20 protein-coding genes are annotated in these 25,421 nt (G+C 49.1%); 10 read left to right on the forward strand and 10 right to left on the reverse strand.

All coding sequences use genetic code 11. The features are described from left to right. Positions 1-26: 26 nt before the first annotated feature. From lpdA to ACTNE6_RS07955, 3 genes are all read right to left on the reverse strand, one after another. On the reverse strand, positions 27-1,481 hold the full coding sequence (gene lpdA / locus ACTNE6_RS07945; protein ID WP_442499255.1) for a dihydrolipoyl dehydrogenase: 1,455 nt from the start codon (positions 1,479-1,481) through the stop codon (positions 27-29). Positions 1,482-1,837: 356 nt separating this feature from the next. Then, positions 1,838-3,121: a 2-oxoglutarate dehydrogenase complex dihydrolipoyllysine-residue succinyltransferase gene (odhB, locus tag ACTNE6_RS07950; protein WP_442499256.1), complete on the reverse strand. Its 1,284-nt coding sequence runs from the start codon at positions 3,119-3,121 to the stop codon at positions 1,838-1,840. Between the two features lies 1 nt (position 3,122). Continuing rightward, positions 3,123-5,954 (reverse strand): 2-oxoglutarate dehydrogenase E1 component, encoded by a 2,832-nt coding sequence (locus ACTNE6_RS07955; protein ID WP_442499257.1) that lies wholly within the window; start codon positions 5,952-5,954, stop codon positions 3,123-3,125. A 1,037-nt stretch (positions 5,955-6,991) separates the two neighbouring features. On the opposite strand from ACTNE6_RS07955, the gene ACTNE6_RS07960 reads away from it, so the two are divergent. Then, positions 6,992-7,336 (forward strand): H-NS histone family protein, encoded by a 345-nt coding sequence (locus ACTNE6_RS07960; protein ID WP_194970461.1) that lies wholly within the window; start codon positions 6,992-6,994, stop codon positions 7,334-7,336. Between the two features lie 78 nt (positions 7,337-7,414). On the opposite strand, the gene ACTNE6_RS07965 is transcribed toward ACTNE6_RS07960, so the two are convergent. The 6 genes from ACTNE6_RS07965 to ACTNE6_RS07990 all read right to left on the reverse strand — a co-directional run bounded on the left by ACTNE6_RS07965 (position 7,415) and on the right by ACTNE6_RS07990 (position 13,161). After that, entirely contained in the window at positions 7,415-8,299 is an 885-nt protein-coding gene (locus tag ACTNE6_RS07965; protein ID WP_194970462.1) for a carbon-nitrogen hydrolase, read from the reverse strand. A 99-nt stretch (positions 8,300-8,398) separates the two neighbouring features. Next, the gene (locus ACTNE6_RS07970) at positions 8,399-9,010 is read right to left on the reverse strand and encodes a DUF2238 domain-containing protein (RefSeq protein WP_194970463.1); all 612 of its coding nucleotides are present in this window, start codon (positions 9,008-9,010) and stop codon (positions 8,399-8,401) included. Next, positions 9,003-9,347, reverse strand: a complete 345-nt coding sequence (locus ACTNE6_RS07975) for a nucleotidyltransferase domain-containing protein (protein ID WP_434482963.1) — start codon at positions 9,345-9,347, stop codon at positions 9,003-9,005. The genes ACTNE6_RS07970 and ACTNE6_RS07975 overlap by 8 nt, the downstream gene beginning before the upstream one ends. Positions 9,348-9,529: 182 nt before the next feature. Further along, complete coding sequence (locus ACTNE6_RS07980) at positions 9,530-10,558, reverse strand: agmatine deiminase family protein (RefSeq protein WP_442499258.1); 1,029 nt, start codon at positions 10,556-10,558, stop codon at positions 9,530-9,532. 36 nt (positions 10,559-10,594) lie between these two features. Further along, a complete protein-coding gene (gene recN, locus ACTNE6_RS07985) occupies positions 10,595-12,274 on the reverse strand; it encodes a DNA repair protein RecN (protein WP_442499259.1) in 1,680 nt (559 codons plus the stop codon). 5 nt (positions 12,275-12,279) lie between these two features. Next, positions 12,280-13,161 (reverse strand): NAD(+) kinase, encoded by an 882-nt coding sequence (locus ACTNE6_RS07990; protein WP_442499681.1) that lies wholly within the window; start codon positions 13,159-13,161, stop codon positions 12,280-12,282. A 227-nt stretch (positions 13,162-13,388) separates the two neighbouring features. Here ACTNE6_RS07990 and hrcA point away from each other — a divergent pair, with 227 nt between their 5' ends. The 8 genes from hrcA (at position 13,389) to greA (ending at position 24,252) form a co-directional block, all read left to right on the forward strand. Continuing rightward, entirely contained in the window at positions 13,389-14,444 is a 1,056-nt protein-coding gene (hrcA, locus tag ACTNE6_RS07995; protein WP_194970468.1) for a heat-inducible transcriptional repressor HrcA, read from the forward strand. Positions 14,445-14,514: 70 nt separating this feature from the next. Further along, on the forward strand, positions 14,515-15,135 hold the full coding sequence (grpE, locus tag ACTNE6_RS08000; RefSeq protein WP_442499260.1) for a nucleotide exchange factor GrpE: 621 nt from the start codon (positions 14,515-14,517) through the stop codon (positions 15,133-15,135). A gap of 68 nt (positions 15,136-15,203) precedes the next feature. After that, positions 15,204-17,129 (forward strand): molecular chaperone DnaK, encoded by a 1,926-nt coding sequence (gene dnaK, locus ACTNE6_RS08005; RefSeq protein WP_194970470.1) that lies wholly within the window; start codon positions 15,204-15,206, stop codon positions 17,127-17,129. Positions 17,130-17,256: 127 nt separating this feature from the next. Then, positions 17,257-18,390 carry a molecular chaperone DnaJ gene (dnaJ, locus tag ACTNE6_RS08010; protein WP_194970471.1) on the forward strand — a complete coding sequence of 378 codons (1,134 nt, stop codon included), beginning with the start codon at positions 17,257-17,259 and terminating at the stop codon, positions 18,388-18,390. 5 nt (positions 18,391-18,395) lie between these two features. After that, entirely contained in the window at positions 18,396-19,205 is an 810-nt protein-coding gene (gene dapB, locus ACTNE6_RS08015; RefSeq protein WP_442499261.1) for a 4-hydroxy-tetrahydrodipicolinate reductase, read from the forward strand. A gap of 103 nt (positions 19,206-19,308) precedes the next feature. Next, on the forward strand, positions 19,309-20,439 hold the full coding sequence (carA, locus tag ACTNE6_RS08020; RefSeq protein WP_442499262.1) for a glutamine-hydrolyzing carbamoyl-phosphate synthase small subunit: 1,131 nt from the start codon (positions 19,309-19,311) through the stop codon (positions 20,437-20,439). A gap of 36 nt (positions 20,440-20,475) precedes the next feature. Further along, complete coding sequence (carB, locus tag ACTNE6_RS08025; protein WP_194970474.1) at positions 20,476-23,694, forward strand: carbamoyl-phosphate synthase large subunit; 3,219 nt, start codon at positions 20,476-20,478, stop codon at positions 23,692-23,694. Between the two features lie 81 nt (positions 23,695-23,775). Next, on the forward strand, positions 23,776-24,252 hold the full coding sequence (gene greA / locus ACTNE6_RS08030) for a transcription elongation factor GreA (protein WP_434482954.1): 477 nt from the start codon (positions 23,776-23,778) through the stop codon (positions 24,250-24,252). Positions 24,253-24,312: 60 nt separating this feature from the next. Here greA and yhbY read toward each other — a convergent pair whose 3' ends face one another. Further along, the gene (gene yhbY / locus ACTNE6_RS08035) at positions 24,313-24,579 is read right to left on the reverse strand and encodes a ribosome assembly RNA-binding protein YhbY (RefSeq protein ID WP_442499263.1); all 267 of its coding nucleotides are present in this window, start codon (positions 24,577-24,579) and stop codon (positions 24,313-24,315) included. 46 nt (positions 24,580-24,625) lie between these two features. Between yhbY and rlmE the strand changes: the two genes are divergently transcribed. Then, complete coding sequence (gene rlmE, locus ACTNE6_RS08040) at positions 24,626-25,243, forward strand: 23S rRNA (uridine(2552)-2'-O)-methyltransferase RlmE (RefSeq protein ID WP_194970477.1); 618 nt, start codon at positions 24,626-24,628, stop codon at positions 25,241-25,243. Positions 25,244-25,421: the final 178 nt, after the last annotated feature.

Raw genomic sequence — 25,421 nt, forward strand, 5'->3', positions numbered from 1 at the left:
TTCTGTATTAGATGAATCGGCGTTTCTTATGATGCCAGTGTGCCCACCGGCAAATGCAATGTCCGTTTCTCAAGAGACAGCGCCGCTTCATGCAAGGCTTCTGAGATGGTCGGGTGTGCGTGTATGGTTCTGGCCAGATCTTCGCCGCTGGCCGAGAATTCCATAGCCAGTGCGGCTTCGGCAATCAGCTCGGAGGCATGGGCGCCAATGATATGAACGCCAAGTATGGCATCGGTTTCGGCATGGGTAATGATCTTAACCATCCCCTCAGAAATGCCCATGGCATGAGACCGGGCGGCCGCGCTTAACGGAAAAGTTCCGATCTTGATGCGCTCGCCTATGGCTCTTAAAGCCTGTTCGGTCTGGCCGACCCAGGCGACTTCAGGTTCGGTATAAATAACGCAGGGCAGGAGGTCGTAATTGATCGGGTTGTGAACGCCGGCAATCTGTTCGGCGACGAAGACGCCTTCCTCTATGCCCTTATGGGCCAGCATGGGGCCGAGCGAAGTCAAATCGCCTATCGCATAAACACTAGGCAGGGTGGTTCTGCAGTTTTCATCGACATGCACGAAGCCATTTTCATCGAGCATTAAGTTGGCTTCCGCGGCGATCAGGTTTTCGGTATTGGGTTTTCTTCCCGAGGCAACAAGCAGTTTGTCTACACGCAGGCAATGCAGACCTTCACTATCCTGATATTCGACAGTAACTTTTTTATGGCCTTTTTTGGTGGAAATGACCCGCGCGCCCAAACGCATTTCCAGTCCTTGTTGCGTATAGATGCGATAGGCTTCGCGTGAGATTTGCTGGTCGGGCAGCGTTAAAAAATTTTCCTGCGCTTCCAGCATAACGATTTCAGAGCCGAGTTTCTTCCAAATGCAGGCAAGCTCCAGGCCTATGACACCGGCGCCGATAATGCCCAGCTTTTTGGGTGCGCTGTCAAGGCTTAAGGCGGTTGTGGAGTCAATGATGAGTTCATTGTCGATCGGGGCGCAGGGCAGACAGATCGGGGATGAGCCGGTGGCCAGGATAATATTTTTGGCCTTAATGATGGACGATGACGAATGGTCTACAGGGGTAATTTCCACTTCGCAGGCATTGAGCAATTTTGCCTGGGCATGGATACGGGTAATTTTGTGATGGTTAAATATATCGACGATTTTATTGCTGAGCGTTTCGATGATTTTGTCCTTGCGTCGCATCATCTGGGAGATGTCCACTGAAATATTTTCAGCATGAATACCATGTCTGCTCAGCTCATGGTTCAGCAGATGATAAATTTTTGCCGACTCGAGAAGGGCTATAGCGGGGACACAGCCGGCATTAAGATAAGTGCCGCCCAGGCTGCTCTGGCGTTTGTTATTGCTCCAATTATCGACGCAGGCCGTTTTCAAGCCGAGCTGCGCGCATCGGATGGCGCTGACATAACCAGCCGGCCCTGCGCCAATGACGACGACATCGTAATGAGATTGTAGCTTTGACATAATAAAGCCTTCTTAAATATTAACTGATGTTACGCAGTAAGTTGAATACAGATCGGTTTGGCTAAAATATCGCTAGCGCGACGGTTTGGTTTAATCGGGTTTATCGCACCCGAGGGCGAGTGCCTTTCTTTTGCGTCGCCTCGGCAATTGCTCCTGCATTTCCTCGCTCCCACGCTCCTGCGTGGGAACGTATACCGGGCTTGGATACGACGTGCCGCTCTCAAAGCTCGGTATCGGTTCCTACGGAGGACCATGGGAACCAGGGACCCAGCGTTGGCGGCGTCGAATGCTGGGTGTTCTCGCCGAAAGCTGCGGTGCTCGGCGCGGCAAACGGGATAAAATCGTCCGACGTAACATCAGATATTAAGAAGCAGATGGGCGGGAGCTTCCAGGCATTCTTTAATCGTCACTAAAAACTGCACGGCATCGCGTCCGTCGACCAGGCGGTGATCGTAGGACAAAGCCAGATACATGATTGGCCGGATGACAATCTGGCCGTTTTCGACAATGGGGCGCTCCTTGATGGCATGCATGCCCAATATGGCGCACTGCGGCGGATTCAATATCGGCGTTGACAGCATGGAACCGAAAATACCGCCGTTGGTAATGGTGAATGTGCCGCCTTTCAGGTCCTCGTAGCCCAGTGTGCCGTTACGCGCTTTTTCTCCGTAATCGGCGATGCTTCTCTCAATGCCGGCGAAATCGAGCTGATCGGCATCGCGCAGAACCGGTACGATCAGGCCGCGCTCTGTCGTAACAGCGATGCCAATGTCATAGTAGCCGTGATATATAATATCGTTATCGTCAATGGAAGCATTCACAGCCGGAAAACGCTTCAAGGCTTCGATGGAAGCCTTGACGAAAAATGACATGAAGCCCAGCTTGATATGGTGCTTTTCTTCGAAACGGGCTTTGTACTGATTGCGAAGATCAATAACGTTTTGCATATTGACTTCATTGAAAGTCGTCAGCATGGCTGCATTTTGCTGGGCCTGCAGCAGGCGCTCGGCAATCCTCGCTCTCAAACGCGTCATTGGAACTCGTTGTTCCGGACGTAGATTCATAGCAGGCATTGCCGGCTCGGCTGGCTTGACTATCTCTGATTTAGCCGTTGTTTCCTGCCTGATGGACTCTACGGGCGCGGTTTCCGGTTTTGGCGGTTCGATTTCAGTTGCAGGTGGTTTGTGGCTTTCCAGATAATCCAGCACGTCGGTTTTAGTGATGCGGCCATTTTTGCCCGTGCCTTTTATGCCAACGGGATCGATATTATTTTCCAGAATCAGTCGACGTACCGAAGGGCTGAGCGCAGGATGCGCTTCACTGCCAGGTGCGCGTGTTTCAGGTTCGGCCGTTTCAATATCCTCAACGGCCTGTATTTTGCCGGCTGTCTGTGCTTGAGCGGCTTGAGGCTCGAGCACGGCCAGTACTTCGCCGGCAACGACTATCGAGCCGTCTTTCTTGCGTATTTCACGCAGAATGCCTGAGTCCGGTGCAGGCACCTCAAGAACCACTTTATCCGTTTCCAGATCGACCAGGTTTTCGTTTTTATCGACCAAATCGCCGGGGCGCTTGTGCCAGGTAGCCAGTGTGGCGTCTGAAACCGATTCGGGCAGGTTGGGGACTAGGACTTCAATGCTCATGTTATTTTCCTGATGACTTACTGTATAAGGCCGATTCTACGACGGCTTTTTGTTGTTCTATGTGGACGCGGAAATTCCCCACCGCAGGGGCTGCAGACGCCTCTCTGCCACTGTAACTCATAGTGACATGCGCAGGCAGACTATCTGCGAAATGATGTTTGGATTGATACCAGACGCCTTGATTCTGAGGCTCCTCCTGACACCAGACGAATTCTTTCATGGCCGGATACTTCGCCAGTTCCGCTCTAAAGGCTTCGATGGGGAAAGGATACAATTGTTCTATGCGCGTGATGGCTACATGTTTCAGATTGTCTTTGTCCTTGCGGCGCGCTTCGAGCAGATCATAGTAAACCTTGCCGGAGCATAAGATAAAGCGCGTAACTTTTTTCGGATTGATCGGGTCCTGTTCGCCGATGATAGTCTGAAATTGCCCATCGGTCAGGTCTTCCAGCGTGGAAACGGCGAATTTATGCCTGAGCAGGCTTTTGGGCGTCATGACAATCAGCGGCTTTCTGTAAGGCCTGATCAATTGCCGGCGCAGCAAATGAAATATCTGTGCCGGCGTGGTCGGATTGCAGACCTGAATGTTGTGTTCGGCACACAGCTGCAGATAGCGTTCAAGTCGGGCGGATGAGTGTTCAGGTCCCTGGCCTTCGAAACCGTGCGGCAGAAACATGACCAGACCGCTCAGTCGGCCCCATTTGGTTTCTCCGGAACTGATGAACTGATCGATGACGACTTGCGCGCCATTGGCAAAATCGCCGAACTGCGCTTCCCAGATGACCAGTGTATTCGGTACGGTGGAACTGTAGCCGTATTCGAATCCCAATACGGCTGCTTCGGACAGCAATGAATCGAAAATCTGCGTCTGGCCCTGATCCTTGTCCAGATGTTTCAGCGGCGTGTGGGTTTTGCCGTTGAGCTGATTATGCAAGACGGCATGGCGATGGAAGAATGTGCCCCGGCCGACATCCTGGCCGGTCAGGCGGACATTATATTTTTCCATCAGCAAGGTCGCATAAGCCATGTTCTCGGCAAATCCCCAGTCCAGAGGCATGGCGCCGGCAGCCATTTTACGGCGGTTATCCATAATTTTAGCGACGCGCGGATGTAGTTCAAAGCCGGCCGGCAGCCGCTGCATGCGATCGTTGCAGAAGCGAATGTGGTCTATCGAAACGGAAGTGTCGCAGGGGGTGTCCCATTTTCCGTGCAGGAACTGATTCCATTGCGTGGTATATGAGTAATGGTTGTGGTCCAGCACAGGCCGGGAAACGACCTGGCCGGCATCAAGCTGCTTCTGATACTGCTCTTCCATTTCGGCCGCCTGTTCCTCCGTAATGACGCCTTCACTGATCAGACGGTCCGCATAAAGCCGCCGCGTGGTTTTGAGTTTGCGGATTTTCTTGTACATGCGCGGCTGAGTGGCCGAGGGCTCATCGGCTTCGTTGTGGCCGAGGCGACGGTAGCAAATCAGGTCGATGACGACGTCTCTGTTGAAAGTCATTCTGAAATCAAGCGCCATTTTAGTGACAAAAATGACGGCTTCGGGGTCGTCTCCATTGACGTGGAAAACCGGCGCTTGAATCATGCTGGCCACATCGGTGCAATAGAGGGTGGAACGCGCGTCCTGCGGATTGCTGGTGGTAAAGCCGATCTGGTTGTTGATGACGATATGAATCGTGCCGCCGGTGGAAAAGGCCCGGGTTTGCGACATGTTCAGCGTTTCCATGATGATGCCTTGTCCCGAAAACGCGGCATCGCCGTGGATCAGCACTGGGATGACAGCTTTTTCGCCATCTGCGCCGGCCCTGTCCTGACGTGCTTTTACCGAGCCTTCCACGACCGGATCGATGATCTCAAGGTGCGACGGGTTGAAAGCCAGCGTCAAATGCAGCGGTCCGCCAGGCGTGGCAATGTTGGATGAAAACCCCATGTGATATTTGACGTCGCCGGAAATGACACCGGGCGATAGCTTGGGCAGGCCGGCGAATTCGTCGAATAAAATGGCGGGACTTTTGCCTAGGACATTGATCAGCACATTCAGCCGGCCTCTGTGCGCCATGCCGATCACGACTTCTTTAACGCCTTTTTCCCCGGCTCTCTGAACGAGTTCGTCGAGAACCGTAATTAGCGATTCGCCGCCTTCCAGTGAGAAGCGCTTTTGGCCGACAAATCGTGTATGCAGATAGTTTTCTATGCCTTCAGCTGCAGTCAGCAGCTTCAACAGCCAGCGCTTTTTTTCGGGTTCTATCGCTAAAGTCGATTTCGGGCTTTCCAGATGATTTCTTATCCAGCGTTTGATTGTTGTATCGACAATATGCATGTATTCGGTGCCAATGCTGCCGCAGTAAATCTCTTTCAGGCTGGTTATGATGTCGCGCAGCGGTAACCGGTCAATGCCCCGCAGCATGTCGGCATCGAACAGGGTATCCATGTCGGGCGCGGACAGTCCGTAATAAGCCGGATCAAAATCGGGAGGCGGGGGCGTTGTTTTTCCCAGCGGATTGTTTTGAGCGATTTGATGCCCGCGGACGCGGTAATGGTTGATGAGCCGGGCAGCGGCTGATTGCTTTTTGACGCTTTCTTCCGTGAACCCTTGCAATTCAGCCAGCCTGCCTTGAGATTTAATCGCGAGCTGTGCAAAGCGTTTTACGATGGGACTGTGGGCCGCTTCATATTCGACACCGTCGTGAATGGCGCTGAATTCTTTCTGCCAGCTGGGGTCGACCGACTCAGGATCTTCCAGAAACTTTTCATACAGACTTTCAATGAAACTGGCATTGCTGCCATAGAGGCCGGAAGAATCTTGAAAAAGTTTTAGCAGCTTACTCATTAGTATTATCCAATTTATTCAAAACGGGTTTTTAAATTTCCACCCTATCCGCAGTGGTATAGTACTTGGTTAGATATTGTCTAGCCAAAGTATGGTTCATTTTATTAGTGGCAAAGACAATCATAAAGTTTCATCTGCTTGTTGTTGAGATAAAAATATGAGAGACAGAAAATATGGTAATTAGAGTTCATTATTCAAAATCGGAAAGCATGTCTCTGTGCCTGAGATGATAACAGTGCGGCATGCCAAGCGAATATTATTAATTGTCAGCATTGTAATCGTCCTGCTTTCAAGTGGGCTGTACTTTTCATAAAGCCGGATGTCAAAAAGACGGATGCGCCACTGTCTGATGCAAACGTTAATGCTTCAGCTAAAGCGGAAATAATAGATGAATATACACAAAGAGCAGCCAGTAATAATTGAGCCTGTGGGCTTGTCCAAAGTTGTTAATAATACGATCGGGCCAGAAGCTAAAACCAACCGGCTAGTATTAAAGTTAAGGGGAAAGTAAAAAGGCAACCAATAATAGTTAAACAAAAAGCGCAACAAAAAACAGCATGTCTCAATTATTAATAAAAATGTTTCCCGTGCTTTATCGACTCATGGGGTTAATAATAAGTCTGTCGGAGAACTAAATCTACTGGTTAGTGTCAATAAAACAAAAGCAGTAGGCATTTATTATTTTACTGAATTAAACGAATTAAAAGGTCGGACGCTCTGTCATGAATGGCTAGATAATAGAAAGACTGCTTTAATAACGGATAAATATCTTAGGTAATAGATGGAGGGCAACCAGCAGCAAGTTATTTACTGATAAAAATGCAGGTAATTGAGGCGTTAGACTTAATTGATGAGCTAGGGCATTTATTAAATTAAAAAAGCTTTAAGATTATTATTAACTTAGTGTTGCAGGCTAAGAATTAAAAAATTATAGGGTTATAAATGATTATTTAAGATTAATCTAAGTAATTCTTACTATTTATAGTATTAGGTAATCATGATATGATTGCAATATATTTTTATTATTAGGAGCTAAAATGACCCAATCCCAGTATCAGAATCTTAAAACGACAGAGTATCAAAATCTCACTGAAAATGAATTGCAGACTCTTATTGAAAAAGCCGAAAAAGCATTAAAGACTAAGCAGGCAAATAAACGTAAGGAAGTTATCGCTCAGATAAAAGAACTGGCGGCATCAATTGATGTTGCCGTTGAAATTTATGAAGGTGATAAAAGGTCTGCTCGCAAAGGCGTTAAGGTGCCTGTTAAATACCGTCATCCCCAAGATCCTGAAAAAACATGGACTGGCCGTGGAGTGACGCCAAAATGGATGCAGACTTTGATCGATGCCGGCCATGATCGTTCTGAATTTGAAGTTTGATTATCCAAGTTCAGGCAGATATTTTCCGGTCCGGGGCACAAGGCAAAATAGCGCGGTTTTTGCCTTGTGCCAGTGGTTTTAATCAATAAAACGTTTTGTTAAATCCCCATAATCATCAATTCTTCGGTCGCGCAAATAAGGCCATATTCGTCTGACGCGCTCAACTCTTGAGCTGTCAAGATCGGCGGTCAGCAGCTTTATCTCCGATTCGTTGGCATGAGTGATTATTTCCCCTTGGGGGCCTGCGATAAAGCTATTGCCCCAGAAATTTATGCCTTTATCCGAATCAGGCGCTTTCTCAAAGCCGATGCGATTGCAGGATATGACCGGAATGCCATTGGCTACAGCGTGCGCGCGTTGAACGGTGACCCAGGCATCCAGTTGGCGCTTGTGTTCTTCAGGCGTATCCAGAGGGTCCCAGCCTATTGCGGTAGGATAGATCAATAGTTCTGCACCAGCCAGAGCCATCAGTCTTGCCGCTTCGGGAAACCATTGATCCCAGCAGATCAATACGCCTAGTTTGCCGATTGAAGTCTGGATTGGTTTGAAACCAATATCGCCCGGCGTGAAATAATATTTCTCATAGAAGCCAGGATCGTCGGGAATATGCATTTTCCGGTATTTACCGGCGATACTGCCGTCCTTATCAAAAACAACAGCGGTGTTGTGATAAAGTCCCGGCGCTCTTTCTTCAAAGATGGTTGAAACGATAACGATCTCCAGCTTTTTAGCCACTGCCGATAGGACTTCGGTTGTGGGGCCGGGAATAGGCTGGGCAAGAGCGAAGGTATTATGATCTTCGTTCTGGCAGAAATAAGGCCCCAGATGCAGTTCCGGCAGTACGGCCAGGTCTGCGCCTGCAGCGGCCGCCTCATGGATTTTCTCAATGGAAAATTCAAGGTTAGTCTGTCTGTCTTCATTGCAGGGCTGTTGAACAGCGCTGACGATTAATTTTGATTTCATGATGAATAAATTTGAATGGGTTTTGACAATAGTATTATTTTACAACGATTTAAAAATAGGCAGTAGCGCTATTCGGGCTCAGTGAAAGCCGAAAGGTCACTAAGGCAAAGGTTGTCCTGCGGCAATTTTGCTTATTTGACGGTCATGAAGACGGCTTAACGTTACGATTGCCGAAACTGCGCCGGCCAACGCGAAAGCCATGTCGGACTGCGTATCCCACATATAACCTTGTGTGCCTAAAAATGATTCGGCAGCTTCTTTGCTGACTAAGGCAACGAACCATTCAATAAGTTCGTAAAATGCCGATATGGCTAAACAGATACAGATAATGAGGAAGTTTAGCCATTTACGGCCTGCCACGACTTGATTCCTGATTAATATCTCGCGGGCTACAATGGCCGGGATAAAACCTTGGGCCAGATGGCCGAGTTTATCGTAATTATTGCGTTCCAATTCGAAGGTCACTTTTAGCCAATTAAATAGCGGAACTTCGGCATAAGTATAATGGGCGCCTATCATCAGGATAATGCTGTGGATCAAAATCAGGTTGTAGGTGAGGCGAGTCAAAGGGAAGCGCCGGCGTGTCGCGATAAGAATGATCAAGGCGATCAGAGCGGGTGCGGTTTCAAGTAGCCAGGTAAAATAATCTTTGGGATTGATAGCCGACCAGATCAGTACCGAAAAGAATATTGCCATCCAGGTTTTAGTCATGGCTGGAGTTTTGTCTATCTAAATGCGGTGCATTTGCAGATTCATAAAAAATGACGCCTATATGATTAATATGATCAATAAGATGGGCATTATTTATTCGACTGAAGAGTGAAATATCAAAACAATAAGGTAAAAACAGGTCTTCGAGCTCAAAATTTACCCTGTCAATAACGCTTGAATTTAATTTATGCCCTTTTAACGCAAGATCGATATCCGAGCTGTCTTTATAATTGCCTTTCGCCCGAGAGCCGTAGAGTATGACCTGTTCTATTTCAGGATGGCCGGCAAAAACGGCATTTATCTGTGCTATGGTTTGTTTTTTGAGACCGTACTTCATGTTTTATGATTGTGCCTTAAATAAACTCGCTCATATAAAGTATTTATGGCTTTGAATGAGCTCTTGTACTTCAAGTTCATTTAAATCGTTTTATTATGTAACGGGCTTCATCAATAATATAAGCATCCGAATATATATCGGACGCTTATACTTAATTACCGCTGAGAATTACGGTTTGAGCATTAGCCGATAACGGCAAACGCTTTTTCAGGAAACTGCATGGTCATGCAATGCAAGCTGCCGTATTGATGCACCAGCGGCCGGCATGGCGTGGCGATAATCTTGTGATGCGGAAAACAGCCGGCCAGCCGTTCCAGGGCAACTGCATCCATCGGGTCGTCATAGACAGGCGCCATGACGGCCTGATTGATGATCAGGAAATTGGCGTAATTGGCCGGCAGGCGCTGGCCTTCTTCGTCAAAGATCGGTTTAGGCATCGGTAGCGGCACCAGATTATAGGCTTCATTTGCTTGCGTGCGGAAAGCCTGCAGCTGAGATTCCATGTTTTTCAAACTTGCGTAATGCTTGTCTTCAGGATCATTGCTGCTGGTATAGGCGATAGTCGTGGCTGAGCAGAAACGGGCCAGTGTATCAATATGGGCGTCAGTATCGTCGCCGGACAGATTTTCCTGGTCCACCCATAATATTCTTTCGGCGCCGAAGTACTGTAACAGTCGCTGTTCAATGTCCTGTTGCGACAGTTCTTTGTTTCTGTTCGGGTTCAGCAGGCATTGGCGCGTGGTCATGATTGTGTCAATGCCATCACTTTCAACACTGCCGCCTTCGAGGATGAAGTCTATGTCGGCATAAGCCGCATTCTTGAACGGACTGTAGTTTAATAAGGCATGGTTCAGCGCGTTATCGCGCTGATGCGGGTATTTGCCGCCCCAGCCGTTGAATCTGAAATTGAGCAGTTTCATACGGCCGTCTTCTTCTGCGGTCAGGAAAACGGTATCCCTGACCCAAATGTCATTTACTTCGGCGTGAAGGAAGATGATATTGCCGTTGTTTTTGATTAAAGACTGAATATGCTGCTGATGGGCGTCATCCTTGCAGACGATAAATAAGCGCTGATGCTGGCTTATCGTTTCGGCAATAAAACCGTAGCTTTGTTCGACAGCATCGAGACGATTGCTGAAGTCGCCGGTTGCATGCGGCCAGGCGATTAATACGGCGGATTGTTTTTCCCATTCGGCTGGAAAGCGGATCATTGATTTTGATACCCTGTGGTTGTGTGCGCCGGCTGATTAATGGCTGGCAGCGGATTGAAATAACATTTCTTTAGCGTGGGCCAGCGTGTTGGCGGTGATGTTGACGCCGCCCAGCATTCTGGCAATTTCCTGAACGCGTTCCTCGTCGTTCAGGACTCTGACATTGGACGATGTGATATCGGCCTTATTATTTTTCTCAACATAGAGATGAGTGTGCGCTTGCGATGCGACCTGCGGCAAATGCGTCACGCACATGACCTGGCGGTTCTGGCTCAGGCTGCGCAGTTTTTGCCCGACAATCTCGGCAATGCCGCCGCCGATGCCCGTATCGACTTCATCGAAAATCATGGTCGGCGTGGTTTTGTCGCTGCTGGTCGTGACTTGAATGGCCAGACTGATGCGCGATAATTCGCCGCCCGAGGCGACTTTGGCCAGCGGCTTGGCCGGCAGGCCCGGGTTGGCGCTGACCAGGAACTCAATTTTATCCTTGCCGTTCAGCTTGGGCGCCTCCAGATCCAGCGCTGTGACGTCGACCAGAAACTCGCCCTGCGGCATGCCCAGCTCCTTGATCATGGCTGAAATCTGCCGCGCCAGATTTTTACTGGCCTGTTTGCGCCGCTCCGACAATTGTGCGGCCAGTTGATCGTATTGCTCGAGCAATTTTGCCGTGTTGATCTTTAAGGCTTCGATACGCTCGCTGCTGTGGGTTAGCCCGTCCAGTTCCTGCTCGAGCTTTTCCGCCAGTTCCGGCAGTTCGTCCGGCTTGACATGATGCTTGCGGCTCAAGTTCTGAATGATGGCGATCTGGTTTTCCAGTATGTCCATGCGTTGCGGGTCGGCTTCCTGGGATTCGAGGAACCGGCGTAGCTGCTGGGCCGCTTCTTCGGTCTGAATCTGCGCTTCCGATAACAGTGAACAGATCTCGTTCAGTTCCGGCGCAAAGCGGGCAATGTGCGTGATTTCATTCAGGCTATGGCCCAGCATCTGGCTGACTGATTGCTCGTCGTTTTCGTAGAGAATATCAACCTGGCTTTGGCCGACCGCTAAAATCTGGCCCAGATTGGCCAGTTTGCTGTGTTCTTCCGACAAGGCCGCGTAATTGAAGTTTTGCAGATCAAGCTGCTGCAGTTCTTCAATCTGGTAGCGCAATAATTCTTCGCGCTCGGTTTTGTCCTTGCCGGCTTTGATCAGCGCTTCCAGTTCCTTATGGGCTTGCTGCCATTGCCGGTAACAAACGTTGACTTGATCAAGAAGCGGCTGGTCTTTGGCGTAGGCGTCCAACAGGCGGCGTTGTTCGTCGCTGTTGAGCAAGGTCAAATGCGCATGCTGGCCGTGAATTTCTACCAGTTTCTCGCTGAGCGCCTGCAGGGTCTGCAATGTGACCGGCCGGTTGTTGATATAGGCTTTGGATCGCCCGTCCTGGTTGACTATGCGCCGGATAAGGCAATGGTGGTCGTCATCGAGATCGTTTTCTTTCAGCCAGCGCTGGGCCTCCGGCGCATCGGCCAGATCAAATTCCAGGTTGATTTCGGCGCGTTTGGCTTCGGGGCGCACATAGCCTGAGTCGGCCCGGTCACCCAGGGCAAGCCCCAATGCGGTCAACAGTATGGATTTGCCGGCTCCTGTCTCGCCGGTAAGCACGGACATGCCTTTTTCAAGGTCCAGGTCCAGCGATTTGACAACGGCGAGGTCGATGATGTTAAGGTTCAATAGCATAAGGATTAAATATGATAACCACTGCTCCAGTTTAATTTGCCCCGCAGTATCTGAAAGAAGTCATGGTCTTCGGGGTGCAGAATTCTAATCGGTTTCGGATCTTTTTTGATCAAAATTTTATCGCTGATCAGCACGGCCGGAATTTCAATTTGATCGCAGGTGACCAGGGCATTGATTTGCTTGGTCTGGCAGAAGCTGATTTCAATTTCAGCGGAATCATCGATGACGATCGGGCGATTGGTCAGGGTATGGGGGTTGAGCGGCACCAATACCAGCGCATTTAACGACGGATGCAGAATCGGGCCCCCTGCGGACAGGGAGTAGGCGGTCGAACCGGTGGGCGTGGAAACAATCAAGCCGTCGGAGCGTTGAGAATTGAGAAAGACGCCGTCAATCTTGGTAACGATTTCAATCATGCTGGGCGTCACCCAGCGATGAATCACCACTTCATTGACGGCTGTTTCTTCGTGAATGACCTGTTCGTCACGGACGATTTTGGTCCGCAATAAGCAGCGTTTTTCTTCAATATAGTGGCCCTGGAGCATGCGGTGCAATCTCTCCGGCAGTTCGTTGGGCGATATGTCGACCAGAAAACCGAGACGCCCCAGATTGATGCCAATCAAAGGAATATCATATTCGGCAATGGCCCGTGCGGCGGTCAAAAAAGTACCATCGCCGCCAACCGCGATAACCAGATCGCAATATTGGCCTAGTTTGTCCATAGGGCGGGATTCGGGCTGGTTACGAATAAACCGGGCGCTGTCCTTGGCAATCAGGACAGTGAATTGCCGGCTTTTTAAAAAATCATAAAGAATTGACAGGGGCTCAGCAATGCTGGGGTCACTGGGTTTGCCTATGAGGCCAATGGTTTTGAAAGGGCTCTGCATTGCCGGATACAAGTCAAAATGAATTGAATTATACAAAAACCTCAGTAAACCAACCAGTTTTGCTGGCAGAAGATGTTTGGGGTTCTCATGAGGGATGGCGAAAGACCTTCTTTTAATAGACAGTTTTAAGAAAAAGGGTTTTATTGACAACAAACCGTTGAGCTGATATTTTGCGGCGCTGGCACTCGCTTGGGTGGAGTGCTAATTATGATCTTTTAGAGGTTGATGTGAGTACTGGTCAAGTTTTAAACGAAAGGTCGCTGCAATTGCTGAAAACGCTGGTTGAGCGTTATATCAGTGACGGTCAGCCGGTGGGCTCAAGGGTTTTATCAAAAGACTCGGGCTTAAACTTGAGTCCGGCAACCATCCGCAACGTTATGGCCGATCTTGAAGAGTTGGGGCTGGTGCATTCGCCGCATACCTCGGCTGGACGCGTCCCCACAGTCAGCGGTTATCGCTTGTTCGTAGACAGCCTGTTGACAGTCAAGCCCTTGAAATCGGAAGAATTGGCTCGATTGCAGCAGGGTTTATCAGTCACTGATAATAATGGTGATGTTATCGGCGTCGCCTCTCGTCTGCTGTCGGAATTGACCCGTATGGCCGGGGTCGTGACTTTGCCTAGGCGGGAAATGCTCTGCCTTCGGCATATTGAATTTTTGCCTTTATCCAATACGCGTGTATTGGTGATTTTTGTTACCAATGAGCAGGAAGTCCATAACAAAATCATTCATACCGCGAAGGCGTTTAGCGCTGCTGAATTGCAGCAGGCGGCCAATTATCTGAATTCAATTTATTGCGGCCGCAGTCTGGTTTCAGTGCGGCAAGCGGTTTTTGAAGAATTGAAGGAAGATCAGGCGCGCATGAATCAGGGTATGCTTGATGCGATCAAAATGGCGCAGCTGACTTTCGAGCAGGACAGTGAAAAAGAAGATTACGTGCTGACCGGCGAAACCAATTTAATGGGTTTCTCAGAGTTGGCGGATATGGACCGGCTGAAAAAATTATTTGAAGCATTCAGTCAAAAACAGGATGTGATTCATTTGCTGGATCAATGTATGAATGCAGAAGGCGTGCAGATTTTTATCGGCGAAGAATCCGGCTATCAGGCATTCGATCACTGCAGCCTGGTTACATCATCTTATTCGATTAGTGATGAGGTGGTGGGTGTGCTGGGCGTCATCGGGCCGACACGCATGGCTTATGAGAAAGTTATCCCCTATGTCGATATTACGGCAAAATTATTAGGCGCCGCCTTGAATCCAAAATCATCGTCCCCATCATAACTGGCATCTGTTTTTCTTTCGTGCGATTAGGCGCGATAACCCATTTTTATATTTTGAGGAGCTATAGCGAATGAGTAATGATCAGGAAGTGCCTGAATCTCAGGTTGAAACCGAGGCTAAAAACGAAGAGCCAGTTGGTGAAGTTGTCAGCGAAGAGCAGTTGTTGCAAGAGCCAACTCTTGAAGAACTGAAGCAGCAATTGACGCAGGCCGAGCAGAAAGCCCAGGAAAACTGGGATAAGGCAGTTCGTGCCCAAGCGGAGATGGAAAACCTGAAGAGAAGGACGCAGAAAGATCTGGAGAGCGCGCATAAATTTGCGTTGGAAGGGTTTGCCAAAGAGTTGCTGCCGGTATTGGACAGTCTGACATTAGGATTACAGGCAGCGACTGGCGATAGCCCTGAAGTGGAGAAGTTTCGCGTTGGCAGCGAATTGACGATCAAACAATTCGAATCGGTATTCGCTAAATTTAACATTGAAACGATTGATCCGGTCGGCCAGCCTTTTAATCCCGAGCACCATCAAGCTATGGCCATGCAGGTCGTAGAGGGCGTCGAGCCTAATACCGTGGTCAATGTTTTTCAAAAAGGCTATTTACTGAACGGACGTTTGTTGCGCCCTGCCATGGTCGTGGTTGCCAAAGCCTCCGAAAAACCGGCAGAAGATACACCAAGCAATAATAAACAGGCTTGAAGAAGATAAAACAATCCCCATATTAAGAACAACTTTTAACATTTACATATTCAAGTCTGGAGACTTCAATGGCTAAAATAATTGGAATTGACTTAGGAACTACAAACTCTTGCGTTGCGGTTTTAGAAAACGGCGTAGCGAGAGTGATCGAGAACAGCGAAGGCGCTCGCACGACACCGTCAATTATCGCTTTTACCAGTGATGACGAAGTATTGGTGGGTCAATCGGCTAAACGTCAGGCCGTAACCAATCCTAAAAATACGCTGTTTGCCATCAAGCGTCTGATCGGTCGCCGTTTCAAAGATGATGTCGTGCAAAAAGACATCAAAATGGTGCCTTATAAAATTGTCGAAGCTGAAAACGGCGATGCCTGGGTTGAGGTGCACGGCAAGAAAATGGCGGCGCCTGAAGTTTCAGCACGTGTTTTGATGAAACTGAAAAAAGACGCCGAGGCTTATCTGGGCGAAGAAGTCACCGAAGCCGTTATCACGGTGCCTGCTTACTTTAACGATTCACAACGTCAGGCGACTAAAGATGCCGGCCGTATTGCCGGGCTGGATGTAAAGCGTATCATCAACGAGCCGACTGCCTCGGCACTGGCTTTCGGTATGGACAAGCCTAAAGGCGATACCAAAATTGCCGTATATGACCTCGGTGGCGGTACATTCGATATTTCCATCATCGAAATTGCCGAGATAGAAGGCGAGCATCAGTTTGAGGTATTGTCGACTAACGGTGACACTTTCCTCGGCGGCGAAGATTTCGACTTGAGAGTCATTGAATATCTGGCGTCAGAATTCAAGAAAGAAAGCGGCGTTGACCTGCATAATGATCCTTTGGCGCTACAACGTTTGAAAGAAGCGGCGGAAAAAGCCAAGATCGAGCTGTCTTCAGCCCAGCAAACCGATGTTAACCTGCCTTACATCACTGCTGATGCAACAGGTCCTAAACATTTAAACGTTAAACTGACCCGCGCAAAACTGGAATCGCTGGTTGAAGAGTTGATCAATCGCACGAAAGGTCCTTGCGAAATAGCGCTTAAAGACGCCGGCTTGTCTGCATCCGAAATTGATGACGTGATCCTGGTGGGCGGTCAAACCCGTATGCCGAAAGTACAGGAAATGGTAAAAAACATTTTCGGTAAAGAGCCGCGCAAAGACGTTAACCCGGATGAAGCGGTGGCTTTGGGTGCGGCGATTCAGGCCGGTGTTCTGGGTGGCGAAGTCAAAGACGTGCTGTTGCTGGACGTTATTCCGTTGTCTTTGGGTATCGAAACCATGGGCGGCGTTATGACCAAGCTGATCGAGAAAAATACCACGATTCCAACCAATGCTTCACAGGTTTTCTCTACGGCCGATGACAACCAGACTGCGGTAACGGTTCATGTGTTGCAGGGTGAGCGTGAGATGGCATCTGCCAATAAATCATTGGGACGTTTTGATCTGTCTGACATTCCGCCTGCTCCACGCGGCATTCCGCAGATCGAGGTGGCATTCGATATCGATGCCAACGGTATTCTGAATGTATCGGCCAAAGATAAGGCAACCGGTAAAAAACAATCTATTGTCATTAAAGCGTCCAGCGGTTTATCAGATGAAGAAGTTCAACGCATGATCAAAGATGCTGAGGCTCATGCTGATGAAGACCGCAAACTGGCGGAACTGGTGGCGGCGCGCAATCATGCCGATGGTATGATCCATGCTACGGAGAAGTCGCTGAAAGAGCTGGGTGATCAGGTCGGTGCCGATGAAAGAAGCGCGATCGAGAATGCGGTCAATGCGCTGAAAGACGCCGTTAAAGGCGATGACAAAGCTGAGATCGAAGCGAAAACCAATGCCTTGACAGAATTGTCTGGCAAACTGGCTGAGCGCGTTTATGCTCAGAAAGCCGGCGCTGCAGGCGGCGAGTCTGCTGGCGCGGGCGCTTCTGAGCATGCCGCTGATGAAGGCGTTGTTGATGCCGAGTTTGAAGAAGTCAAGGACGACAAAAAGTAATTAAAACATAGTTCATGCCGCGCCTTTAACGGCGCGGTTCCTGATAACTTTATGGCAATGCTTGCACTCCTGAGTAAGTCCTCGGGAATGGATTTAAGCGAAGCAAGACGAAACTAACGATTGGAACATGGCAAAAGAAGACTTTTATAAGCTTCTCGGTGTAGAAAGAAACGCCAGTGATGCAGAGATTAAGAAAAGCTATCGCCGCTTGGCGATGAAGTATCATCCTGATAGAAACAAAGACAATCAGGCTGAGGCTGAAGCGAAATTCAAGCAGATTAAGGAAGCTTACGAAGTTTTATCGGATCCTAAAAAACGCTCCGCTTATGATCAATTCGGTCATGCCGGCGTTGATCCATCCATGGGCGGTGGGCGCGGTGGTTTTGGCGCCGAAAGCTTCAGCGATATTTTCGGTGATGTGTTTGGCGATATTTTTGGCGGTGGTGGAAGGGCGCGCAGTTCTGTGCAGCGCGGTGCGGACCTGCGTTATAACCTCGAATTGACGCTGGAAGAAGCTGTCGCCGGAACCGAAGCTAAAATTCGGGTGCCGGTACTGGTGGTTTGCAGTGAATGTAGCGGTTCGGGCGCCAAGAAGGGTTCCAGTCCGGTTATCTGCTCGACCTGTCATGGTCATGGGCAGGTCAGAATGCAGCAGGGCTTCTTCTCCGTTCAACAGACCTGTCCGACTTGCCGCGGTACAGGCAAGCAAATTAAGGATCCTTGCGGCAAATGTTATGGCCAGGGGCGGGTTCAGGAAACCAAAACCTTGTCCGTCAAGGTGCCTGCTGGGGTCGATACCGGCGATCGTATTCGTTTGGCTGGAGAAGGCGAGGCCGGAGAGCGCGGCGGGCCGGCCGGTGATCTGTATGTGCAGGTTCAGGTGAAAGAACATGAGATTTTCACACGGGATGGCGCCAATCTTTACTGCGAAGTGCCGATCAGCTTTCCTACGGCCTGTCTGGGGGGCGAGATAGAGGTGCCGACGCTCGATGGCAAAGTGATGCTCAAAATTCCTGCCGAAACGCAAACCGGAAAATTATTCAGATTGCGCGGCAAAGGCGTCAAGCCGGTACGCGGCGGCGCTATCGGCGATTTGTTGTGCCGGGTGCAGATTGAAACCCCGGTTCATCTGACCAAAGAGCAGAAAGAGCTGATTCAACAGTTGGGTGATTCCCTGTCAGGTGGTGGCAAGCATCATAGTCCTCAGGAACACTCATGGACCGACGGTGTAAAAAGCTTTTTTGATAAATTGACAGGATAAGCACCATGATTCGTATTGCTATAGTAGGCGCAACAGGACGGATGGGGCTTTGTCTGATCAAGGCGGCGGCATTGGCCGACAAGGCTGAACTTTCTGCGGCAGTCTCTCGGCCTGAGAGTCTTGCAGTGGGAAAGGATGCCGGCGAATTGGCGGGTATTAGCGCTGTCGGCGTTAAAGTCGTCGATAATCTGGCGTCTGTTGTTGACCAGTTTGACGTGCTGATCGATTTTACTCGTCCAGATGCTTCCATGGAATATATCGATATTTGCCGCCAGGCCGGCAAAAAAATCGTAATCGGAACTACGGGGTACAGTGATGTGCAAAAAGCCCGGATTGCAGAGGCTGCCAAAGAAGTGGCGATAGTGCTGGCGCCCAATATGAGCGTCGGTGTCAATCTGTCGCTCAAATTGTTGGAAATGGCCGCCAAGGTCATGGGTGATTATACCGATATTGAAGTCATTGAGGCCCATCATCGGCATAAGATCGATGCGCCGTCAGGCACTGCCTTGCGCATGGGCGAGGTAGTTGCGGCTGCGCTAGGCCGGGATTTGAAAGACTGTGCGATTTATGGCCGTGAAGGCAATACCGGCGAGCGGGACCGAAAAACCATCGGCTTTTCGACTATCCGTGCCGGCGATATCGTTGGAGAGCATACGGTTATGTTTGCCGACGAAGGCGAACGCGTGGAAATCACGCACAAAGCCACAAGCCGCATGACTTTTGCCAATGGTGCAGTCAGGGCGGCAGTTTGGTTGAAAGATAAACAAACCGGTCTTTATGACATGCAGGATGTCTTAGGTCTGAAAAATTGTTAATGACCAAAACGCTATAATCTCGTAAAATAAGCAGAATTTTGTTTTTTATAACGGGGTGAGTCCTTACGGGTTCATCCCGTTTTGCACATTTGAGGTGACGTGTTTGAGTAAGCCTGCGTTGTTAGTGTTGGAAGACGGAACAGTATTCAATGGCGTATCCATAGGCGCCGATGGTTGTTCCGTGGGAGAAGTCGTATTTAATACCTCTATGACCGGATATCAGGAAATCCTCAGTGATCCGTCTTATGCCCGGCAAATTGTTACATTAACATACCCGCATGTCGGTAATGTCGGCACAACGGACGAAGATGACGAGTCTACCGGCGTTTTTGCCAGCGGGTTAGTCATCAGAGATCTGCCATTGCTGGCCAGTAACTGGCGCTGTGAAAAAACTCTGCAGCAATATCTGATCGACAATAACGTTGTCGCTATCGCCGATGTCGATACGCGCAAATTAACGCGCCTGTTGCGTGATAAAGGCGCTCAGCGGGGCTGCATCATGGCCGGGGAATCAGTGGATGTAGAGGAAGCCAAAGCGGCAATCGATACTTTCCCGGGATTGCAGGGCATGGACTTGGCGAAAGACGTTACCGTCGCCGAGCCTTATGAGTGGATTGAAAATGTCTGGCATCTGCGAGACGGCCACACTAAAGCTGAAAACCTGACCCGGCATGTTGTCGCTTATGACTTCGGTGTTAAGCGCAATATCTTGAGATTATTGGCAAATCGAGGCTGCCGTATTACGGTCGTGCCTGCAACCACGCCCGCGGAAACCGTGCTGGCGATGAATCCCGATGGCGTATTTTTATCCAACGGCCCTGGCGATCCGGAGCCATGCACTTACGCCATAGAAGCGATCAAAGTATTTTTAGCCAGGAAAATTCCGGTATTCGGCATTTGCCTCGGGCATCAGTTATTGGCTTTAGCCAGCGGGGCTAAAACCGAAAAAATGAAATTCGGCCATCACGGCGGCAACCACCCTGTACAGGAAAAATCTACAGGCCGCGTGATGATCAGCAGCCAGAATCATGGCTTCGCGGTTAATGAAGCATCGCTTCCCGCTAACTTGATCGCAACCTATCATTCTTTATTTGACGGCAGTTTGCAGGGCATCAAGCGGACCGATTGCCCCGCCATGAGCTTTCAGGGACATCCTGAAGCAAGTCCAGGTCCTCATGATGTGCAATCATTGTTTGATGATTTCATCACTATGATGGATCAAGTCAACAAGTAACAAGCCAGTCAATAATCAGCAAAGCAAAACAACGAAATGCCAAAAAGAACCGACATAAAATCGATTTTATTACTGGGCGCAGGCCCGATTGTTATTGGTCAAGCTTGTGAGTTTGATTATTCGGGTACGCAAGCTTGTAAAGCGTTGCGGGAAGAAGGCTATCGCGTCATTCTTGTCAACTCGAACCCGGCTACCATCATGACTGATCCGGATATGGCCGATGCCATCTACATCGAGCCTATCGATTGGCAAACCGTAGAAAAAATTATCGAAAAAGAACGTCCCGATGCCATCCTGCCGACCATGGGCGGCCAGACGGCATTGAACTGCGCGCTGGCGCTGGATGCGCATGGCGTGCTGGAAAAATATGGCGTCGAGATGATCGGTGCTACCAAAGAAGCGATCAACAAAGCCGAAGACCGTGAACTGTTCAATCAGGCCATGCGAAAAATCGGCTTCGAAGTGGCGCGCTCAAAGACTGCGCATTCAATGGAGGAGGCGCTGGCGGCTCAGCAGGAAGTTGGTTATCCCACCATTATCCGTCCATCTTTTACAATGGGAGGCAGCGGCGGCGGCATTGCCTATAACAAGGAAGAGTTTATTGAAATTTGCGAACGCGGCCTGGATTTGTCTCCGACCAATGAGTTGCTGATTGAAGAGTCGGTACTGGGCTGGAAAGAGTATGAAATGGAAGTTGTGCGCGATTCGAAAGACAACTGCATCATCGTCTGCTCAATCGAAAACTTCGACCCGATGGGCGTGCACACCGGCGATTCAATCACTGTAGCGCCGGCGCAGACCTTGACTGATAAGGAATATCAGATTTTACGCAATGTCGCGGTATCAGTATTGCGCGAAATCGGCGTCGATACCGGCGGCTCAAACGTACAGGTGGCGATCAATCCTGAAGACGGGCGCATGGTTGTTATCGAGATGAATCCACGTGTTTCTCGTTCGTCTGCATTGGCTTCGAAAGCTACTGGTTTTCCAATTGCCAAAGTCGCGGCCAAACTGGCGATTGGCTATACATTGGATGAATTGCAGAATGAGATTACAGGGGGTGCAACTCCGGCCTCGTTTGAACCGACGATCGATTATGTCGTCACCAAAGTGCCGCGCTTCACTTTCGAGAAATTTCCGCAAGCCGACGATCGTCTGACCACGCAGATGAAGTCGGTAGGCGAGGTCATGGCGATAGGCCGGACTTTCCAGGAATCGCTGCAAAAAGCCTTGCGCGGTTTGGAAATCGGCATCTGTGGCCTCGATGAAGTTGTCGACTTGAGCGCCGAAGATGCACGCGAAAAAATGCAGCGTGAAATGCGCCATCCAGGGCCAGATCGTTTGCTTTATGTCGCTGATGCTTTTCGTAGCGGCATGACTCTGGATGAAGTGCATGAGGCATCCAAAATCGATCCATGGTTTTTGGCGCAAATTGAAGATCTGGTGCAGACCGAAAAATCATTGTCGACTAAAACCTTGTCGACCTTGAAAGAGGGTGAACTTTACAGGTTAAAGCGTAAAGGCTTCTCTGATCAAAGATTGGCCAAGCTGCTCGATACGACCGAATCCGAAGTGCGCAACGTCAGGCATAAACAGAATATCCGCCCGGTCTATAAACGCATTGATTCCTGCGCGGCTGAATTTTCCTCGGATACGGCTTATTTGTATTCGACTTATGAAGAAGAATGCGAAGCACGCGTTTCCGATAAGGAAAAAATCATTATTCTCGGCGGCGGGCCTAACCGTATCGGACAAGGCATCGAGTTCGACTATTGTTGCGTGCATGCGGCATTGGCGCTGCGTGAAGACGGTTATGAAACGATCATGGTCAACTGCAACCCTGAGACGGTTTCTACCGATTTTGATACGTCCGACCGGTTGTATTTTGAATCGTTAACCCTGGAAGACGTGCTTGAAATCGTCAATATTGAAAAACCCAAGGGTGTAATTGTTCAATACGGCGGACAGACGCCTCTGAAGCTGGCGCGCGCGCTGGAAGCGGCGGGCGTACCGATTATTGGCACATCGCCTGATTCAATTGATTTGGCCGAAGACCGTGAGCGGTTTCAGAAGTTGTTGGAAAGATTGGACTTGAGACAGCCGCCCAATGCCACAGCGCGTTCTGTCGAGCAAGCGCTTAATGCGGCAAAAGAGCTGGGCTATCCTTTGGTTGTGAGGCCTTCCTATGTATTGGGCGGGCGCGCCATGGAAATCGTTTTCAATGAAGAAGGCCTGCAGCGCTATATGAAGGAAGCGGTTACAGTGTCTAATGACTCGCCGGTTTTGCTCGACCGATTCCTTGATGATGCGGTCGAAATGGATGTCGATGCCATCTATGACGGCGAGCGCGTATTGATCGGCGGTTTGATGGAACATATCGAACAGGCCGGTATCCATTCAGGCGATTCAGCATGTTCATTGCCGCCATACGACCTGGCTCCCGAGATTCAGGACAAATTGCGCGAACAGGTCGCCAAAATGGCAGAGGCTTTGGGAGTAAGAGGCTTGATGAACACGCAGTTTGCGATTCAGGGCGAGGATATCTATGTGCTGGAAGTGAATCCAAGGGCATCGCGTACGGCGCCGTTTGTATCCAAAGCCACAGGCTATCCGCTGGCCAAAATTGCGGCGCGCTGCATGGTAGGGCAATCGTTGGCGCAACAAGGCATTACTGAAGAGCGTATTCCTTCCTATTATTCGGTCAAGGAAGCCGTGTTCCCGTTCGTTAAGTTCCCAGGTGTAGACCCTTTATTGGGGCCTGAAATGAAGTCAACAGGTGAGGTGATGGGAGTTGGAAAGACGTTCGGTGAAGCGTTCGCCAAATCTCAACGAGCGGCTGGCGTTAACTTGAATCATAGCGGCAAGGTGCTGATCAGCATTCGCGATGCTGATAAACCCAAACTGCCTGATATTGCAAGAATGCTGGTGGAGAAAAAATATGAGATTGTCGCAACCGGCGGCACGGCTAAGTTTCTTAAGGAAGCTGGCATTCCTTGTGAAGTTGTATTTAAGGTCAATGAAGGTCGACCTAATACAGTCGATATGATAAAAAATGATCAGGTTCAGTTGATTATTAATACAACGGAAGGTAAAAAGGCTATTTCCGATTCATTTACCATGCGCAGAGAAGCATTGCAGCATCGCGTAACCTATTACACGACTATGGCTGGCGCTAGAGCAGCCTGTTACGCGCTTGGCGAACTGGATGCTGGTAATGTGAATAGTCTTCAGGATCTGCATAAAAGCCTGACTTAATTAATGATCGATCTGCCTTAGGCAGGTTTTGAATTCCCAGGTTAAGGGATGGATGAATAATATTTTTGGAGTTGTAACAGAATGAATAAAGTACCGCTTACCGTGAAGGGTGCAGAAAAATTGCGTGAGGAATTGGACGAATTGAAATCAGTAGTTCGTCCGCGCATTATTGCGTCTATAGCCTCTGCGCGTGAGCACGGCGATTTAAAGGAAAATGCGGAATATCATGCGGCGCGTGAGCAACAAAGTTTCGCAGAAGGACGTATTGCCGAAATTGAGGCTAAATTATCCAATGCCCAAATTATTGATGTCACTAAACTGGATGCGAATGGAAAGGTGGTTTTCGGTGCGACAGTTGAAATAGAAGATATAGAATCGGAAAAGAAAGTGACGTATCAAATTGTCGGTGAAGATGAAGCCAACATTAAGGATGGTCGCATCTCAATCGGATCGCCTATCGCGCGGGCGCTAATTGGTAAAGAAGCTGGAGATATTGTTACGGTTAAGGCACCGGGCGGCAATGTCGAATACGAAATCCTTTCGGTCGAGTATATTTAATTGAGCCTCAAGGCTAAAAATATAAGCTATGGCGCTTCCTATTTTTAGCCTTGGTTTGAGTTATTTGTCGGGGTTTACTCTGTAAATGACAGCAATCTGGCCAATAGTTTGAATGAGCGCCGCTCCTGTATCCATGCAGATTCTATCGCTAATTTGCTTGCGATCTTCCCGTTCGGCACGTATTCTTACCTTTATAAGCTCGTGGCTGTCGAGCGCTAGCTCTATTTCTGCCATCACTGCTGCCGTCAGCCCGGATTGGCCGATCATGATTACGGGTTTTAAGCTATGAGCCTGCGCTCGGAGTTTTTTCTTATCTGCAGAATTCACTCTTTATTCCTAAATCAAAAACTTAATTTTACACTAAAAATTGGCAATGGGACGAAGTAAAAGTAGCAACCGCTGGATGCAGGAACATTTCAGTGACGAATATGTCAAAATGGCTCAAGTGAAGGGCTATAGATCGCGCGCGGTTTTTAAACTGAATGAGATTCAGGATAAGGATCAAATTATTAAGCCAGGGATGAATATTATCGATTTAGGCGCGGCCCCGGGCGGATGGTCGCAGTTTGCACGAGAGATCATCGGTAAAAAGAATAAGATTATTGCATTGGATATTTTGCCGATGGAGCCGATTGAAGGTGTTGACTTTATACAGGGAGATTTCCGCGAACAAGCTGTTCTGGATGAGTTATATGCCGTTCTCGATGGAGCAGAGGTTAATTTGGTGATGTCGGATATGGCGCCGAATATGAGCGGCAACAAAGCTGTAGACCAGCCGCGCTCTATTTACTTGGGAGAACTGGCTTTGGAAACGGCCAAGGCGGTGCTGGCAAAAGGCGGTACTTTTCTGGTTAAGCTGTTCCATGGCGAAGGCTTTGAGCAGTTTTATCAAGAAGTGCAGAAATCTTTTTCAAGGGTAGTCATTAGAAAACCAAAAGCTTCAAGACCAAGAAGTAATGAAGTATATATTTTGGCCAAAGGGTTTAAATAATCGTTTATAGCCCTTAATATTTAGATAATAAGGAGATTACTAGGTGTGGTGGAAATTTTATTTTCATAGCTGGTGAATTCCAGATAAATAGGCACTGTCAAAAAGATTATTCCTGATATAATTAGTCAGTTTTTTAAACCGTGAGCCGTTCGGCCCTAGGGTGTGCAAATTGAACGAT

It is taken from the genome of Methylobacter sp. sgz302048, from assembly GCF_052162025.1.
GTDB lineage: Bacteria > Pseudomonadota > Gammaproteobacteria > Methylococcales > Methylomonadaceae > Methylobacter.

What these genes read in the sequence shown, in the direction of transcription:
- carB (WP_194970474.1), top strand. Translation starts at nt 20,476, where the DNA reads ATGCCAAAAAGAACCGACATAAAATCGATTTTATTACTGGGCGCAGGC.
- ACTNE6_RS07960 (WP_194970461.1), top strand. Translation starts at nt 6,992, where the DNA reads ATGACCCAATCCCAGTATCAGAATCTTAAAACGACAGAGTATCAAAAT.
- rlmE (WP_194970477.1), top strand. Translation starts at nt 24,626, where the DNA reads ATGGGACGAAGTAAAAGTAGCAACCGCTGGATGCAGGAACATTTCAGT.
- ACTNE6_RS07975 (WP_434482963.1), bottom strand. Translation starts at nt 9,347, where the DNA reads ATGAAGTACGGTCTCAAAAAACAAACCATAGCACAGATAAATGCCGTT.
- ACTNE6_RS07970 (WP_194970463.1), bottom strand. Translation starts at nt 9,010, where the DNA reads ATGACTAAAACCTGGATGGCAATATTCTTTTCGGTACTGATCTGGTCG.
- recN (WP_442499259.1), bottom strand. Translation starts at nt 12,274, where the DNA reads ATGCTATTGAACCTTAACATCATCGACCTCGCCGTTGTCAAATCGCTG.
- dnaJ (WP_194970471.1), top strand. Translation starts at nt 17,257, where the DNA reads ATGGCAAAAGAAGACTTTTATAAGCTTCTCGGTGTAGAAAGAAACGCC.
- lpdA (WP_442499255.1), bottom strand. Translation starts at nt 1,481, where the DNA reads ATGTCAAAGCTACAATCTCATTACGATGTCGTCGTCATTGGCGCAGGG.
- ACTNE6_RS07980 (WP_442499258.1), bottom strand. Translation starts at nt 10,558, where the DNA reads ATGATCCGCTTTCCAGCCGAATGGGAAAAACAATCCGCCGTATTAATC.
- dapB (WP_442499261.1), top strand. Translation starts at nt 18,396, where the DNA reads ATGATTCGTATTGCTATAGTAGGCGCAACAGGACGGATGGGGCTTTGT.
- dnaK (WP_194970470.1), top strand. Translation starts at nt 15,204, where the DNA reads ATGGCTAAAATAATTGGAATTGACTTAGGAACTACAAACTCTTGCGTT.
- grpE (WP_442499260.1), top strand. Translation starts at nt 14,515, where the DNA reads ATGAGTAATGATCAGGAAGTGCCTGAATCTCAGGTTGAAACCGAGGCT.
- ACTNE6_RS07965 (WP_194970462.1), bottom strand. Translation starts at nt 8,299, where the DNA reads ATGAAATCAAAATTAATCGTCAGCGCTGTTCAACAGCCCTGCAATGAA.
- ACTNE6_RS07990 (WP_442499681.1), bottom strand. Translation starts at nt 13,161, where the DNA reads ATGCAGAGCCCTTTCAAAACCATTGGCCTCATAGGCAAACCCAGTGAC.
- ACTNE6_RS07955 (WP_442499257.1), bottom strand. Translation starts at nt 5,954, where the DNA reads ATGAGTAAGCTGCTAAAACTTTTTCAAGATTCTTCCGGCCTCTATGGC.
- odhB (WP_442499256.1), bottom strand. Translation starts at nt 3,121, where the DNA reads ATGAGCATTGAAGTCCTAGTCCCCAACCTGCCCGAATCGGTTTCAGAC.
- greA (WP_434482954.1), top strand. Translation starts at nt 23,776, where the DNA reads ATGAATAAAGTACCGCTTACCGTGAAGGGTGCAGAAAAATTGCGTGAG.